The 14218-nt window shown below is 58.9% G+C and carries 16 protein-coding genes and 2 tRNA genes; 13 read left to right on the top strand and 5 right to left on the bottom strand.

Translation table 11 applies throughout. The features are described 5' to 3' along the window. Nucleotides 1–15: 15 nt before the first annotated feature. The 9 genes from J5J09_RS09745 to J5J09_RS09705 all read left to right on the top strand — a co-directional run bounded on the left by J5J09_RS09745 (nucleotide 16) and on the right by J5J09_RS09705 (nucleotide 7929). Nucleotides 16–246: a hypothetical protein gene (locus J5J09_RS09745; protein ID WP_208549619.1), complete on the top strand. Its 231-nt coding sequence runs from the start codon at nucleotides 16–18 to the stop codon at nucleotides 244–246. A 517-nt stretch (nucleotides 247–763) separates the two neighbouring features. After that, nucleotides 764–1885 carry a hypothetical protein gene (locus J5J09_RS09740; protein ID WP_208549615.1) on the top strand — a complete coding sequence of 374 codons (1122 nt, stop codon included), beginning with the start codon at nucleotides 764–766 and terminating at the stop codon, nucleotides 1883–1885. 187 nt (nucleotides 1886–2072) lie between these two features. After that, nucleotides 2073–2585, top strand: coding sequence for a hypothetical protein (locus J5J09_RS09735; RefSeq protein WP_208549614.1), 513 nt, complete (start codon nucleotides 2073–2075; stop codon nucleotides 2583–2585). A gap of 9 nt (nucleotides 2586–2594) precedes the next feature. Then, nucleotides 2595–3179 (top strand): hypothetical protein, encoded by a 585-nt coding sequence (locus J5J09_RS09730; protein WP_208549613.1) that lies wholly within the window; start codon nucleotides 2595–2597, stop codon nucleotides 3177–3179. Further along, entirely contained in the window at nucleotides 3179–3814 is a 636-nt protein-coding gene (locus tag J5J09_RS09725; RefSeq protein ID WP_208549612.1) for an HK97 family phage prohead protease, read from the top strand. The genes J5J09_RS09730 and J5J09_RS09725 overlap by 1 nt, the downstream gene beginning before the upstream one ends. A 15-nt stretch (nucleotides 3815–3829) precedes the next feature. Beyond that, the gene (locus tag J5J09_RS09720; RefSeq protein ID WP_208549610.1) at nucleotides 3830–4150 is read left to right on the top strand and encodes a hypothetical protein; all 321 of its coding nucleotides are present in this window, start codon (nucleotides 3830–3832) and stop codon (nucleotides 4148–4150) included. Between the two features lie 236 nt (nucleotides 4151–4386). Continuing rightward, complete coding sequence (locus J5J09_RS09715; RefSeq protein WP_208549608.1) at nucleotides 4387–4884, top strand: hypothetical protein; 498 nt, start codon at nucleotides 4387–4389, stop codon at nucleotides 4882–4884. A gap of 76 nt (nucleotides 4885–4960) precedes the next feature. Then, entirely contained in the window at nucleotides 4961–7621 is a 2661-nt protein-coding gene (locus J5J09_RS09710; RefSeq protein ID WP_208549605.1) for a hypothetical protein, read from the top strand. A 56-nt stretch (nucleotides 7622–7677) separates the two neighbouring features. Beyond that, a complete protein-coding gene (locus J5J09_RS09705; RefSeq protein WP_208549604.1) occupies nucleotides 7678–7929 on the top strand; it encodes a hypothetical protein in 252 nt (83 codons plus the stop codon). A gap of 126 nt (nucleotides 7930–8055) precedes the next feature. Here the strand turns inward: J5J09_RS09705 and J5J09_RS09700 are convergent, their stop codons facing one another. The 4 genes from J5J09_RS09700 to J5J09_RS09685 form a co-directional block, all read right to left on the bottom strand. Next, the gene (locus J5J09_RS09700; protein WP_208549601.1) at nucleotides 8056–8778 is read right to left on the bottom strand and encodes an SOS response-associated peptidase family protein; all 723 of its coding nucleotides are present in this window, start codon (nucleotides 8776–8778) and stop codon (nucleotides 8056–8058) included. 75 nt (nucleotides 8779–8853) lie between these two features. After that, entirely contained in the window at nucleotides 8854–9375 is a 522-nt protein-coding gene (locus J5J09_RS09695; RefSeq protein ID WP_208549598.1) for a hypothetical protein, read from the bottom strand. A gap of 81 nt (nucleotides 9376–9456) precedes the next feature. Next, complete coding sequence (locus J5J09_RS09690) at nucleotides 9457–10347, bottom strand: tyrosine-type recombinase/integrase (protein ID WP_246745818.1); 891 nt, start codon at nucleotides 10345–10347, stop codon at nucleotides 9457–9459. Between the two features lie 121 nt (nucleotides 10348–10468). Further along, nucleotides 10469–10684 (bottom strand): helix-turn-helix transcriptional regulator, encoded by a 216-nt coding sequence (locus J5J09_RS09685; RefSeq protein WP_246745817.1) that lies wholly within the window; start codon nucleotides 10682–10684, stop codon nucleotides 10469–10471. A 125-nt stretch (nucleotides 10685–10809) separates the two neighbouring features. Here J5J09_RS09685 and J5J09_RS09680 point away from each other — a divergent pair, with 125 nt between their 5' ends. Continuing rightward, nucleotides 10810–11019 carry a hypothetical protein gene (locus J5J09_RS09680; protein ID WP_208549592.1) on the top strand — a complete coding sequence of 70 codons (210 nt, stop codon included), beginning with the start codon at nucleotides 10810–10812 and terminating at the stop codon, nucleotides 11017–11019. 7 nt (nucleotides 11020–11026) lie between these two features. Then, nucleotides 11027–11103 (top strand) — tRNA-Arg (locus tag J5J09_RS09675). Nucleotides 11104–11343: 240 nt separating this feature from the next. On the opposite strand, the gene J5J09_RS09670 is transcribed toward J5J09_RS09675, so the two are convergent. Continuing rightward, nucleotides 11344–11418: transfer RNA gene (locus J5J09_RS09670), tRNA-Asn, on the bottom strand. Between the two features lie 141 nt (nucleotides 11419–11559). Between J5J09_RS09670 and J5J09_RS09665 the strand changes: the two genes are divergently transcribed. Beyond that, complete coding sequence (locus J5J09_RS09665; protein WP_208549588.1) at nucleotides 11560–11844, top strand: hypothetical protein; 285 nt, start codon at nucleotides 11560–11562, stop codon at nucleotides 11842–11844. 123 nt (nucleotides 11845–11967) lie between these two features. Continuing rightward, entirely contained in the window at nucleotides 11968–14175 is a 2208-nt protein-coding gene (locus tag J5J09_RS09660) for a glycosyltransferase (RefSeq protein ID WP_208549585.1), read from the top strand. Nucleotides 14176–14218 lie beyond the last annotated feature (43 nt).

The following is a 14218-nucleotide window of genomic DNA, read 5'->3' as shown; positions in this document are numbered from 1 at the left end:
AACGAGAAATGAGAAATGTTTGCAGTCACCCCATACCTCGCCGAGCGCATAGTTTTTGGAAAGAACCCTGACGCACCAGCGGGTGAGATTTGGCAGCGTTGCCTGGTCGTCGGCATCGCCAGAGACGTCGATGGCGACCCGGTGTTCGTCGTCGAGGTGAACGACGGTGGGTCCAGCTACTTGTCTTTTGAAGATGAGGTGCGGCGGCTGGATCCTGTCAGCACTAGAGAGAAGGAGCAAAAATGACCGCACCGCAGCTTTCTGAAATGGCGACCTTAACGACGCCAGTGCCGTACGACAGGTCGCGGTTTGCGGTCTCGGAGGAAACGCACGATGACAGCGACAGGATGGCGATCCAAATGTGTAGTGCTACAAGGCGTTGACTGATCATGTTCTTCCCCCTTTGATTGCACAGTGACACGACCAGCAACCACGTCAAGGCGGGGGCCGTCGTGTTCCTTGGCGCTTTCGGACACTGGACCGGCTCGGTAAACGATTTTTCTCACCCCCAAAATTCGGAATTGGGCCGGGGCCATAGACATCTTTGGCGATCGGCGCCGACGCCAAACCCACGTCAGACTCATGCGGAAAGTTTTTCCCAGTTTTGATTTTTTAATCAAAGCGGCCCGGTTCATTGACGTTTCGGCCCGTTTTACCTATCTGGCTTTGGCGATACAGCTCGCCCGCATCACCCCAAAAGCAAGAGCCGAACAACGGCCTGAACTTCACCCGCACGCGCGGGCGAACCTGCGAGACCATCAACATGCAGAACACAGATGGCTGGGCCCCAGCCGATTACCGCCGCGCACTCGACGCGTGGCGTGAAACCGCTCCTAAGCACGACTCTGAAATTTTCGCACAGCCTCGAAAGACGAATCCGCGCCACGCCGAAAAGGCTGCCCGGATGCGCCTATTGCTGATGTATCGCGATCCACCCCTCTCCGAACCTGTGCAATCGAACTGGCGAACGACGCCGGCCAACGATAACCAGAAGCCAGAAGATTTTTTTGTTGAGCGCCGTTTAGAGGTGACACCATCACTTCCAGAAATTGAGCGGGTATTCGTACCTGCAAGGGATGGAGAGGTGCCTGTCGTCACGTTTCGTCACGTTCGGGAGGCGAGGCTGGCGGATGGACGCTTCACCCACGTTGAGGCCGGCGTCATTAGCTGGCCTGTCGCGGGAGATTTCGAGATCCGCGAAATCAATGGAGCTCGGTTTATTCATCGGCTCGCGGGGTTGTGCTTCAGTGACGGAACGCACGTCGAGAAAGCACAGCGCATTGCTCCTGGGGGTGGAGTAGAGGATTTCGACTGGCGCTTGGCGGCCGGCGCGATGCGCTTCACGACAGAGAAGGAAACAGTCGTCAAGCGGGCTGCAGTGGCGCGTGAACATCAGATCAGGGCAAATCTGCGGATCGCGTCGCTGTTCGGGATTGACGAGCTACACGAGCCACCTAAGGGCGGACGGAAAAAGAAAAAGGGCGCCAGGCTGTCACGCTCTGAAGCACGGCGCTTGCTGGCCGAGGCGTATGCTAAGCCAGCACCTGAAGTCAAAAAAATACCGGACGGTATGCCGATGGCGACGGAAGACCTTGGCTCAATTTTCATGGGTATCGTGAAGCACCCCTCCGGCAAGCCAGGTGCTACAGACTGGCAGGACTTCGCGACGCTTTCGGATTTCGCGACTGCATGGGATGCGGTCGTCAAATCACTACCTGAGGCTGATGTGCGAGTCCTTGAGTGCGCAATGTCAGCCAAGTCGCTCGCCGAAATCGGCCGCGACGCAGTTGGCGCATCCGACAGTTTCGCAGAACGCGCTGGCCGTTTGGCACTAGAGGCCGCCAATGACAATTTGTCGTCAAGACTGAGAAAAATAGCAGCTTAACGTCGGTTTCTGCGAAGTCGCCACCCTGTAACCATGAAGGTCATCGCAGACCGCTAGCCGCCCTGTGCGGCTCTTTTTTTCCAGTTCGCCACCGGTCCACCTCACAGCCGGAAGCGACGCCGGCGCTCGTTTTTAGATGGGGCGAGCGCCGGCAACAATCACACCCATAAAAAGCGAAAGGCACCAAATGCCGAAAAACAATCCAAGCGCAGCAGAGCGCGAGGAGGTGATCGCGCGCGAGCTCGGCCTACCTCTCGCGCACGTCCACGGCGTGTTAAAGCATCTCAAGCAGCGCAATCGAATTGCCGCTGGTCGACCAGTGCCGCCGCCCCTAACTTCAATTGACCTGGCTCGCTGTATCCTCGGCTGCTGCTCTCCTCTTCCGTCGCGTGCGGCTGACATTGAGATTGCATTGGGTGGTCTGCCGCGCACCTCCGGTGACGGCGCGCCTGATGCCGAAGTCGAGCTCGCCGATCTTCTCGACGAAGCCGCTGGCAATATAGGCGGTAACATTGACTTTCGTTCCGGCGAGATTTTGCTGTCCGCTGATCCTGGCCAGTTCCTCGCCATATACGGGCGCCGCTTTGATAGGCCAGCTCTTTCGCGCGTCTATCGGCGCGCCCGCGTGGAAACTGGAATGGCGCGCACGTGCCTCATCAAGCTCCCAGCGCTGCGGCGCATTGCGTGCGAACTCCTTTAAGGATTTGATATGAAAAAAGTACCACTGCCAGGCGATGCATCTGCAGCCTTTGCGGCGCTAGAGAAGCGCCAGGCCGATCTAATGGCACAGAGGGAACGGAAGCGGCGCGAGCTTTCAGAAACACACCAGAAGATCGCGGAATCCGGCCCTGTGACAGTACAGCGCGAAGACCGGATTCGTGCCCTTTTGCAGGGCGTCACAGCGGAACCGCCAGCCGACCTCCGCGACACTGTTTCGGCACTAGCGCGCGAAGTGTACGACCTCGACTCGGCGATCGAGCACATAGCGTCCGATATACGCATCGAACGACTGAAAGTATCCGCCGACGTCGCAGCCGACTTCAAGCCGGAATACTCTTCCATGGCGCGCGAGTTTTTCGGCCACCTCGCAAAGGCCGCGGAGGCGCACAACAAACTAGGAGAGCTGCATCGGGAATTCCTGCGTGCAGGGCTGGAGCCAGCCGGACTCTCCGACTTTGGCCGTGATCTGTTCGGATCACCGATGCAGAGAAATTCAGACGTCGGTATCTCGCTGCGCCACGCGGTTCGCGACGGCCTTCTCGATAAGAAGGATTTGCCGGAGGTTTTTCGGTGATGCGCGACTATGAGACAAGAGCCTCTGAGCCAGTTCACTATTCTGTAGGTGGCTATATCACGTCGGTCGGTGGACGGCTGACGACCAGCCCCTCAACCGAGGAGAAAGGATTATCGGATCCTACGGAAAATGCGCTGCAGGGGTATGCGTGCAGGTTCAATCGCGCACACGAGTACAAGGGGCGCATTGAGGTATTCGTCAAAGGGTGCTTCGACAAATCCTTGGCTTCGAGACAGAAAATCGGCTTTTGGATCGATCACAAAGCGTCGGCCGAAGTGGCAACCACTAACGATAACCTTGAGCTCCTCACGGACAGCGACGGCCTTGCCTTCCGACTGGTGCGGCCACCGGCTTCGGTCGTCAACGGCGTCAAGCAACGGCATGCGGTGGGAATGTCTGTCGGTTACCTGGTGGTTCGGCAAGAGCAAAAAACGGTCGATGGTGTTCCCGTGACCTTTATCCATGAAGCCGATCTTAGGGAAATAAGCCTCGTGAAGCATGGCGCCGTTCGGGAAGCCTTCGTTGACCTAGTGGACCCGAAAATCTGCTCACTCAAGACAGCATCAGAAATGAAGCGGATATTGTGGGACGGCGCAGCAATTCGATTTGAACAAGCGATAATGCAACTGACTTAGAAGGGAATAGCACACATGGCATTTACAGGACTTCACGTTACGGCCGGCTACGTCGGGCCGCTCTACAATCGTGGCCGCACACAGAACGCGACGCTGTTATCGAACATCGTCAATAGCCAGACGCTGACAGAGGCAGGCACCACGACATTAACAGCTCCTGGACACCACGACTCCATGGGCGCACCTGTCTTTCGGATCCAAGCGGCAGCGGACTCTTGGGTCTCGATCGGTGTCAGCCCTAACGCCTCCAGCGGGGTGCGTACCCTATGCCGAGCCGGCCAGGACTACGATCTGTTCGTGGAGCCGGGCGACAAGGTTGCGTGGGTGGCGGCATAGCCCACCCCTCCCCCGAAATGTTCGGGCGCCTCAAGCCCCGTACCCGTGTCGCCCCTCAACGCGTATGCTAATACAGGATTTTGCCTCGCGTGCGCGCAACGCGCGCGTGAGGAATCGTTGGTCTTTTGGTGTGCCCGGAAGCGCGACGCCTAGCATCTGACCCAAAGGGAAAGCAAGATGGATAATTTCGACGTTGCAACCGCCGCGGCGCGACGTTGCGTGCGGAGGGCTGGCTAATGGCGCAAGACCTCGAAAGACTTATCGTTCAATTATCAGCTGACACGAAACGGTTTGAAAACGCGCTGCGGATGGCGATCGGTGCCATATCGGAAACGAATGGGCCGGTTTGCTATGTCTTCTCGACATTCGAGGAAGAGGGCAGTCCGGCTTTTCAGCTTCGCAGAATGCCGCGTATCTTCGCCCAAGGCGCGAGCCCGACAGGCGAGGAGCTTTTAGCCTACGGCGACTTGTCGATCGCCAGTGGCCTGGAGCGTGACGCGGTCTTTCTTTTCGAAAGCATGCGGCGCCAGAAGATGACCAACCCCGCCGCACCTGATCGTGAGCCTTTCTATTCGGTTGGCGCACACATCGATCTGACTGTGATCCGCGCCGACGGTTACGAACAACGGCGACTCCACGAGTGGCCTGACGTCATTGGGGCCAAGATCGATCCTAATTCCGGCATTCCGCACGACGACGGCAGCTTCTTTAGCGACGGCACCGGCTACGAATAGAGCCAGCCCATAACACCCCCCACACAGCAACCTCCTGGCCTGCCTTTCGGCGGGCCTTTTCATTTTGGAGGCACCCTTGCCCGCACCTACCGGCGCCGTTGTTTGGCGCGACTTCGTAACCGACGGTGTCCCGTCGTCAGGCCCCAACAAGATGAACAAGCGCGACGCGCGTCAGTGGTCGGCGTGGATTGAGTCAACAATCACGGCGACATTTAACGGCGTTGGCCAGATTGCCTATTCGCAGCGGTCCTCGCTGTTTGCCAACCTTGACCACCCCGTAAACACGACTGCGATCGTTTACGGCGATACTACAGATCCTGAATACAACGGCATTTACCGGAAGAACGGTGCGACTGGCACCGGCTCGTGGTCGAAGATACTTCCGTTGCCGTTCAAATTCGTCATCGGAACCGATAGCGGCGCCGGCAGTGCCAACGCGATTCAGGTCGACACGGACGTACCGGTTGCGGACGACGTTCTGGTAGCATTTGCGCTTTTTGAAGCCACCACGTCTTCTCCAGTTACAGTTTCGTTTAATGGCGGGTCGCTTCTCACGATCAAGACTTCGACGGGCGGAAACGCTTCTGCGCTGGCGGCGGACCAAGAGGTTTGGGGACGGATTCGCACGGACGACAACACGTTCAGGCTGATTTCCGATCAATCCAGCGCGGCGCTCGTGGCGCAGGCTGAGGCGGCGCGCGATGCTGCCGCGGCTTCAGCAGCGCTGGCACTTGCTGCCGTGCCAAGCGCCTTTCCGACAACGGTCACGGCGCTCAAGGCCCTTGATACCGGGGACCACCAGTCTGCGGTTCTGCTTGAGGAAGACAAGGCCGGAATTTTCGTCTTCAAGTCTGGCGATTATTCGGCTGAGGTGACCGCTGACGTCCAAGGCGGCGTTTATCTAAAAGCGGATGATACCGCGACCAGTTCAGGTGCGTGGGTTCGCCAGTTTGACGGGCCGCTTCGTGCAAACTGGTTTGGCGTCGTGCCATCCACGTCGGCAGCTGTTGTCGATGTCACTGACGCGCTTGAGGATCTGAGTGCCTTTGCGCAGGTCTATTTCCCGCACGTCACTTTCCGGCCCGGTTTCTACTTCGCGCAAAGCTGGCTTATCCGGCGCGGCGTGAAGTTCGAAGGCTTGGGGACGACGCCGAACACGCGGAACGGCGCGACCAACAGCGAGTTTGACGAACTGGTACTTTCCCAAAGCGGCGCGGTCTTCATTGCGATGGGTGATGATCCGATCATCATCCAGGTCGATTTCGTCTCTAACGGCGAAACGGTAGGATATACGCGGGATATTGACGCCAGCGACGAAAACCCGGTTGCGGCCTCTCCGTTTACGACGTTCGAATTGTTCGATGGGACCAACAAGGACGCAAGCGGGACGACTCCGGCGACATTGCGCAATCTGAGGTTTTTTGCTCGTGTCGAGGATGGTTGGCAGCGCTGGCACCTCGATAACATCAAGATCATCAATTCCTGCCCTGGTGACGGGGAAACCTACGGGCTTGGCGGCTACGTCGATTACACGACCGCACGCGAGCCGGCCGATAACGATTTCGGTCTTTACTACACCAACGGATGGGAGGCCCGTGCAAACGAGCTGCGCGTTGTCGGATACTGGAGAGAGCGCGGCGTTTTCAACTTCCTGCCTCCGGCCGATGGTTTCGCGACGGCGACGCCAACGAATGAGCAGGGCTTGTGGACAAACTGCGACATTCAAAGCGGCCTTCTCATTCGCTCCGGTGATTGCCTTCCGGTTGTCGATAAGACCTCGACGCAAGTCTATATCCGGTGGTTTCCGTCGCATCGGTTCGACCCTGCCGGCGGTTCAATCTGGCTGACAGAGACCGACACATTCACAGGTCCGACCGAATACACCTACACCAGCACGCTCTACACGGAGAGCACCACTCCAAACGGGCGCAACGGCAAGTTCCTGCGCTTCAATGGCCTGTCCTCTACGACAAGCATCGATATCGACAAGTCGAAACTTGTCACGATTCCTAACCAGGGCGGATCATCGCATACCCGTTTTCAAGATTGCTACATAGTCGACCTCGCTCACCATATGGGTTTGCAGAACGACGCCGACGAGCTCGCCGGCTGGCAAGACAGTTTCAAGGCATCGGTGGAAATCAGCGGAACGCCTATGCGAGCGATCAATCTTGATCGTTGCGTGTTGTCGCCAGTCGGGCCGATCGCCCTACATGTCGGTGCCGCGCGTGATCTGGTTATCTCCGGCGGCACTTATGCGGAAAGGCGCCCGTTCAAATATGGCGCGTCTGAAGACTTGGAAACGTCGCGCGGTGCGGTGGCGATAGCCGGTCCTGACCTGGACGGTGGAACGCTTGCCTGGGATGAAGGCGGGCTTGCATGTTCTGCGCAAATTTATTTCGACCAGGCAGGCGGCTTCAACAGCAATATCAACACGCTTCCACTCGGCACGAACCGCAGCGGCGTTCCCTTCGATGGCGAGTCCTGGTTTAATCTTCGCGATGGGAACATGCGGGCCTATTGGCCGGCGAACAACCTTTACGGCGTGGGCCGAACCCGTTCGGATATCACGTCGGCCATGCTTGCGGACGCTTCGCACCCGATCAATCTCTTCGGGAAGATGGAAGGGCTTGAGGTGTGGGCCGAAGACCTTAACAAGTGGTTCACCGCCACAGCTTCGACGTCAACATCCATATGGCTCGACCAAGAAGGGACAAGCAACATTACGCCCTCTTGACTCTCGGCGCGGACAATATTCCTATAGGAATATGGTCCCATTCAGGAGTCACTATCATGGTCCGCCGGAAACGTCCCGCCAAGCTCAACACCGCTGCTGTCGACGAGATTGTCGCGGCGGCGGGGTCGTTCTGTTCCGCGCTCACTGGCAACATGCGGCATGTTGCGCCTGGCTGTGATCACTACCAAGCGATCAGTGTGGCAAACCACGCGACGCTGGATGCTGTGCAGAAGCTCACCGGCAAGCCGGCGCCATGGATCGCTACGCCGCCGGGAAATGGTCCTTGGTGTGGGAGGTCAGAGGAGTAGCGAGCCCTTTCAGTCACGTGACAAACCATCGCCAAATGCCAACCACAGACATGATCATCCCGCTTATCGCCGTCGCCGCCATAAGCGCCATCAACGCGAGCGTTAGCCAAAAAATCGTGCTGCGTCTCATTCAACCTCGGCCGGCAACAAGATGAGCCTGTAATCGGGCAGTGGCCGTTGCAGCCGCTGCGCTTCCGGCCACGGCGCCGTGAGCCAGGTCTCGATCTCCTCCTCGCTGGTGAGAATCACGGGCATGGCCTTCGGGTGGATCGGCTTGACGACTGCGTTCGGCTCGCAGGTTAGGAAGGCGTAAAGGTCGGCCTTGATCAGTCCCTCCTTGACCTTCCGCACACTCTCCCACTGCGGCACCCAAAGACCGGCAAAGAATGCCAGCGGCTGACCCTCGTCGATCGCAAACCACGCATTCGGCGTGCGGCCCCCTTCCCGCTTGCTGGCAGGATCCGGCTCGGCGAACCGCGTAAACGGAACGACGCAACGGTTCTCTATGCCGAACCAACGGCGCCAGTGCTGGCTAGAGGTATTGCGGATGTTTGTGGTTCCGCCGTCCGGCTCCATCTTCAGGAGCGCGTCGAAATCGACGTCCTTGCCTTTCGCCCGGAGCTTGTCGGCCCGCTTGGTCGCGGCATCAAATAGCGCTTTTTTCGAGCTCGGCATTCCCCATCGGGTGTAAACGAGCTCGCGGCCATCCGGCGAGTTACGAACTATCGGCGCCATACGGTCCGGATAGATGTCTTCAGAAGGGTTGGCACGGTTCGTCAAGTCGATCACGGCCCGCGCCAGTTGCCGCATCATCTCGTGAGTTGTCGAGATGTTGTACAGATTGCACATTGGATCCTCCCGTCCCGCGGCATCATGGCGGGGTGGCGGCTGGATGGCAACCTGCTGCTCAATCCGGAGCCAGGGTTACTTCTTTGGAAGTTGCTCAGCAGCCCTTTGGCCAATGCTTCTCTGGGAAGCGAAAGCAATAACCTCGCTTGTACTCTTCCCCGACTCGAAGCCTGATTTGATGTCCATCAGCAACGACTGAACACCAAGAGAATCGCCGGAGTTGTTCACGTTTGTGACGGCCTCGAATGCGGAGCCGCCGTTCCGAACGACCCCCATATCCGTCGTAACGCGGGTGGCTTGCCCAAGCTCCAGAAACGTCGCCGTTATCCGGGCCTCGACCGTAGGGTCATAGTTGCTCGATAGGAGTACATTGGCCATCATGTTGTCGATCTGGCGCTCAACGACCACCTGAAAATCGGAGTCTCTCTTTAATTCGTAACCAAAGTTCGTGAGCGTGCCAACGAAGGCTGTCTTCACCTCTTTCGCGGGCGCCGCAATTGTAACCTCCGGCCGGCCACTTGGCGTCGAATGCTGGACCCCCTGGCAACCCGTCAACACCGCGACGATCGCCGCGGCTGATGCTACTCGTTTAGTCATGCCCCATCCCCTTGTCTGGTAGTGTTACTCAATCAAAACGCGGAGAGGTTGTCGAGTGAGAACTCAATTGTTTTTGCCAGCTCATGTCTCTGGCCAGCCGGTTGTCGCCTCAAATCTCGCGACCGCCTGCTTCGCGAGTTCGATCTTGCCGCCAAGGTAATGCGCATCTAGGATCGACTCCACGTCCTTGAGGCTATGCCCCGTGATTGCCGCGATCTGCGACGTACTGCAACCTGACAGCGCCAGACGCGTGACAGCCGTGCCTCGCAGGTCGTGGAACGTCAGACCCTCTATGCCGGCCTTCTTGCACGCCTTGCGCCATTCGGTGCGAAAGCCGTCGCTTGTCCACGTGTTGCCGCGAACACCAGTCAGGATCGTCGTGGCTACACGCGGTTCAGAGTCTAGGACCTGTTTCAGCTTTGCCGACGCCGGGACCACTACGCGCGCCCCTGTCTTCTTCTGGCGAAAACGCAGCACACGCCCGTCGTAATCACTCCATCGGATCTTCAATAAATCTCCCTGCCTCTGGCCCGTCCAGAATGCAAGCTGCATTGCCAGTCGGAGCTTTGGGCTAGCGACCAAGTGGAAAGAGCGCAAATCCTGATCTTTCCAGACCAACTCGCTACGATCTGGGCGATAAAGCCTGCCGCCGCGCTCACACACGTTGACGGTGATGCGTCCGCGGTCCTTGGCGAACGACAGCACGCGCGCAAGCGTCGTCCACGCGTAGTCGGCCTTGCGCGGCGTTGACGACATGGTGTCGCGCCACGCCTTGAACTCGGCGCGGTTGGTTGGATCCTGCAAACGCGCGAACGTCCAGTCACCGAACGCATCGAGGATGAGGTCGAGGTAGCGTAAATACTCCCGCTTCGTCGACTTTGATCTCGACGCAAATTCAACTGATGCTTTGAATTCACAAACCAAGGCGCCCATAGTTTCACAATGGGCGGACGGGGGAAGATCGATCTTCAATTTTCTCACCAAACAAGAGTTTCACCTCACGCGCTCGGCAATGAGATGGGCAGTCTCCTCTTGTGGTGACATTGCGGCTGGTTAATCCGCACATAAAAACTACGACGAGGGACTAAAGTGGTCAAGCGCCTGGCTTGGTTTCCCGGAGCCTGACGCCGGGGCCGTACCCATCCCCGTCGATGAAAATGACGCCGGCTGTTTCAAGACATTTCCGCAGCGCCTCGATCGTCGAGACCTTGGCGTCGTTCCCGTTCTCGATCCGAGATATCGTGTTCGCTGTAATTCCTGACAATTCCGCGAGTTCGCGAACACCAAGGCCGAGTGCGGCCCTAGCCATCTTTAACTGAACCGGCACCATTTTTGGTACTCCGTACAAATGGACGTTGACACTGTAACAAAAAAGCGACATTCTTTGGACACAGTACAAACGTACTTGGTCAGATGCAACAGAGGAGCCACATCATGGTAAACGAAACGATCGCAGATCACACCCACACCGCGCGCCGTCGCCTGGAAATAGCACTGGATCTTTTCGATAAGGCGCTGGTTTCCAGCCGTACTTACTCCGAAGCGATTGAGGCGGTGTTCGACGACGCACACTTCATGGCACACGAGGCGTTGGCGGCAGTCCGCGAAGTCGAGGAAATGGCAGTGGCGCCCGTCGCCGACTGATCAAATCGGCCCGCTGGCGCAACCGGATAGCGCAGAGGATTTCTAGCCTTCAGGTTCCCGGTTCGAGTCCGGGGCGGGCCTCCAGTTTCACCACGGCGAGCGCGACACACCCCGCACCCACACTCGCGGCGCGCTCCCACTCTTTCGCCTTATGGCGAATCGTCCCGCCGGCCAATCGGCATGCGGAGCCCATGGAAGACTTGCCGGCGGGACGACAAAAAACTTATCCGAACGAAACGACGCTTCAAAAGTGGGGAAGATTTGCGGGGAAAGCCGCGCCTGCTTTCGGATTAATCAACGAAAGCAGGCGCTTAGCTTCAAATCTGGCTCCCCGGGCCGGATTCGAACCGGCGACCTGTCGATTAACAGTCGAATGCTCTACCGCTGAGCTACCAGGGAATACCGCTTGGCGCGGTGTGAGCGGGGTAATACAAACGCTTTTCCGATTTGCCAAGCGATTTTTCAAAAAAAATGCGACCGGCTTGCCGGGAGGCTGCTGCAGTCCCACATGCTGGCTCACGACATCGCCGAGACAAAAGCATGGCCAATCAGAGAAATTACCGCATCGACAGCGACACCGGCCGGCTTGTGCTCGGTCGCTTCGAGATGCCTTTCCCCCGCTCCCGCATCGGTCGGATCGTCATCGGCGTGCTGTTGATCATCGGCGGCTTTCTCGGATTCCTGCCGATCCTCGGCTTCTGGATGATCCCCGTCGGCCTGCTGGTCCTGTCGCAGGACCTCGCCACGGTGCGCCGCTGGCGGCGGCGGCTCGCGGTGTGGTGGCGCAAGCGCTATCCGGCCGTGAAGCGGGCGGGGCGGCGGTAGCGCCTTTGGGCCCTATAGATTATGCGAGAGTGCCATTGATTGTGGGCGCCGGTTGCCGCGATTGAACTCTCCCATGCTACCCGCCATTTGCGGAAGCCCAGCAGCTTTCCGCCACAGGTCACGATGGACAGCCCGCAACCGACCGGAACCGGTCTCGGCCAGGTCGCCGAATTCTCGTCTCAAATCATCAACATCGTGCTGGCGGCGGATACCGCCTTCCTGCCCTATACGGCGGCGACGCTTGCCTCCGTGCTGCGGCATTATGCCGGGTCGCAGCCGCTGCGGGTCTTCCTTCTACTCAACGAGCAGATGTCGGCGGTCGATCGCCAGCGTTTCGAGGCTCTCGGGTCAATCACCTCCTACCGGCTGGAGCCGCGTGTCGTCGACGCGCAGATCTTCAGCGACATCAGGAGCACGGAGGGCCTGACGCTCGCGACCTTCTACCGTCTTTTCATGCACGAACTTCTCCCGGCCGACGTCGCCAAAGCGCTTTATCTCGACAGCGACCTGATTGTCCGGCGCTCGATCGACATCCTGTTCGACATGCCCCTCAAAGGCAGCCTGTTCGGGGGCGTCGAGGATTCGCTGTCGCTGGACCTCAAGCAGCGGTTCGGCATTCCCTCAAGCGGCCTCCACATCAATGCCGGCGTCATGCTCGCGGACATCGAGATGATGCGCCGTCTGGACGTGTCGCGGCTGATCCGGGATTATCTCGCCGTCAACAGATACCGCATCACGCTCGGTGACCAGCAGATCATCGGCGAACTCTTCCACGACCGCATCACCTACCTGCCGGTGACATGGAACGTGCACGGTTCACTGTTCGATCCGAAATGGAGAAAGGCTTCGCTGGGCGTCTTCAACAGCATGGATGCTGATGACGTAGCCGCCGCTGTGGCCGGGCCAGCGATCATCCACTATACCTTCACCGGGAAACCGTGGCTGTCGCTGAAGCATCCGATGGCACTGCTCTGGTACGACTATCTCGGTCTCACCGGATACCAGGATGAAGTCGAGCGTCCACCGGCCACGCCTGACCCGTCGTGTGGACAGCTAGATAAGGCTGAGATGCCTTCGCCGACCGTCGGGATGGTGCGACTTCACGGGCTGATGCGCCACCTCCTGCGGCTTGTCGACCGCCGTCGATCGGGTGGACAGTGTGCCGATGCGCCGGCGGCCCAGACGCGAACGCCATCCACGGCCAAACCGAAGCCGCGGACGCATCACCTCGCGATCACCCTAAAGCAGATACTCACCGACCGCGCCAACGGCGCCCCGGTCCGGTTCAATGCCAGGGAGGCTTTCGAGGCACTCCCCGACAAGGCGCGTGTGATGAGTAATGCCGCACGTCGGGACGTGGACGGCGGCTTTGCGGAGAACATCAAGACCGCGATGAGAACGCCCTATGTGGGCTATTGGCCCTCGCCCTCCTGCGATGCCGTCGCGGTCTTCTCGCAGCGCCTGCATCAGGGCGCGTTCTGGGATTGCATCGAGACCGCATATCTCTACGACAAACCGCTTTTCTTCATCGACGTGGCGGCCTTTGCCTCCTTCGCGCCCGCCACGGACAAACGGGCGACACTCGATGAGCGACGCGCTCTGGGATTTCAGATCGACGATCTCGGTTTTGCCTTCGATTCTCGGCAAGCCTCACGGCTGGAACGCATGCTGAACGATCCGCATTACGCTCTGACCGAACGGCAGACAGCGCGGGCAAGACGTCTCATCGACAGGATCGTCTCCGGCCGCTTCACCCGCTACAACAAGCGGATGCCGGGTGATGCAACCCCATTCAACGCCAAGCCCGGGCATGTGGTTGTTATCGGTCAACCGGCAAGGGACGTTCTGATCGAGTTCGCGGCGGCGGCGCCGCGCGACGGAGAGCAGATGGTGAAGGTCGCCTGTGCTGAAAATCCGGAGCGCCAGGTCTACGTGACGCAACCTTTCGAAGGGGCCTTGGAGACACGGACGGTCGCCGGCCGATCGCGGCTGCGAAATCTCGAAGTGATCGCGGAGGACATACCGATCGTGGACCTCCTGGACGGCTGTTCCGCTGTCTACACCCTGTCCTCGACATCGGGTTTCGAAGCCCTGATGCGCGGCAAGCGGGTCGTGACCTTCGGCCAGCCGTTCTATGCCGGCTGGGGTCTGACGGATGACCGCAATCCGGTTCGCCGGCGTACGGAACGGCGCACGGTCGAAGAGCTCTTCCACGTCGCCTGTATCGAGCTTTCCGTCTATGTAAACCCGAAGACGGGCAAGCTCGTGGAGATCGAGGATGCGCTCGACATCATCGACGAGATGAGAGAACGGCTCTTACCGCGATTATGATCTCGGCAGCCCTCCTTCGAAGCGGGCAACCGGACAGGCGCGG

The organism is Ciceribacter sp. L1K22 (assembly GCF_017599385.1).
GTDB lineage: Bacteria > Pseudomonadota > Alphaproteobacteria > Rhizobiales > Rhizobiaceae > Allorhizobium.
The sequence above is the reverse complement of the archived record's forward strand: the minus strand, read 5'-3'. Positions and strand labels throughout refer to the sequence as shown.

What these genes read in the sequence shown, in the direction of transcription:
- J5J09_RS09660 (WP_208549585.1), top strand. Translation starts at nt 11,968, where the DNA reads ATGGACAGCCCGCAACCGACCGGAACCGGTCTCGGCCAGGTCGCCGAA.
- J5J09_RS09725 (WP_208549612.1), top strand. Translation starts at nt 3,179, where the DNA reads ATGCGCGACTATGAGACAAGAGCCTCTGAGCCAGTTCACTATTCTGTA.
- J5J09_RS09715 (WP_208549608.1), top strand. Translation starts at nt 4,387, where the DNA reads ATGGCGCAAGACCTCGAAAGACTTATCGTTCAATTATCAGCTGACACG.
- J5J09_RS09700 (WP_208549601.1), bottom strand. Translation starts at nt 8,778, where the DNA reads ATGTGCAATCTGTACAACATCTCGACAACTCACGAGATGATGCGGCAA.
- J5J09_RS09740 (WP_208549615.1), top strand. Translation starts at nt 764, where the DNA reads ATGCAGAACACAGATGGCTGGGCCCCAGCCGATTACCGCCGCGCACTC.
- J5J09_RS09695 (WP_208549598.1), bottom strand. Translation starts at nt 9,375, where the DNA reads ATGACTAAACGAGTAGCATCAGCCGCGGCGATCGTCGCGGTGTTGACG.
- J5J09_RS09680 (WP_208549592.1), top strand. Translation starts at nt 10,810, where the DNA reads ATGGTAAACGAAACGATCGCAGATCACACCCACACCGCGCGCCGTCGC.
- J5J09_RS09730 (WP_208549613.1), top strand. Translation starts at nt 2,595, where the DNA reads ATGAAAAAAGTACCACTGCCAGGCGATGCATCTGCAGCCTTTGCGGCG.
- J5J09_RS09705 (WP_208549604.1), top strand. Translation starts at nt 7,678, where the DNA reads ATGGTCCGCCGGAAACGTCCCGCCAAGCTCAACACCGCTGCTGTCGAC.
- J5J09_RS09735 (WP_208549614.1), top strand. Translation starts at nt 2,073, where the DNA reads ATGCCGAAAAACAATCCAAGCGCAGCAGAGCGCGAGGAGGTGATCGCG.
- J5J09_RS09720 (WP_208549610.1), top strand. Translation starts at nt 3,830, where the DNA reads ATGGCATTTACAGGACTTCACGTTACGGCCGGCTACGTCGGGCCGCTC.
- J5J09_RS09665 (WP_208549588.1), top strand. Translation starts at nt 11,560, where the DNA reads ATGGCCAATCAGAGAAATTACCGCATCGACAGCGACACCGGCCGGCTT.
- J5J09_RS09685 (WP_246745817.1), bottom strand. Translation starts at nt 10,684, where the DNA reads ATGGCTAGGGCCGCACTCGGCCTTGGTGTTCGCGAACTCGCGGAATTG.
- J5J09_RS09745 (WP_208549619.1), top strand. Translation starts at nt 16, where the DNA reads ATGTTTGCAGTCACCCCATACCTCGCCGAGCGCATAGTTTTTGGAAAG.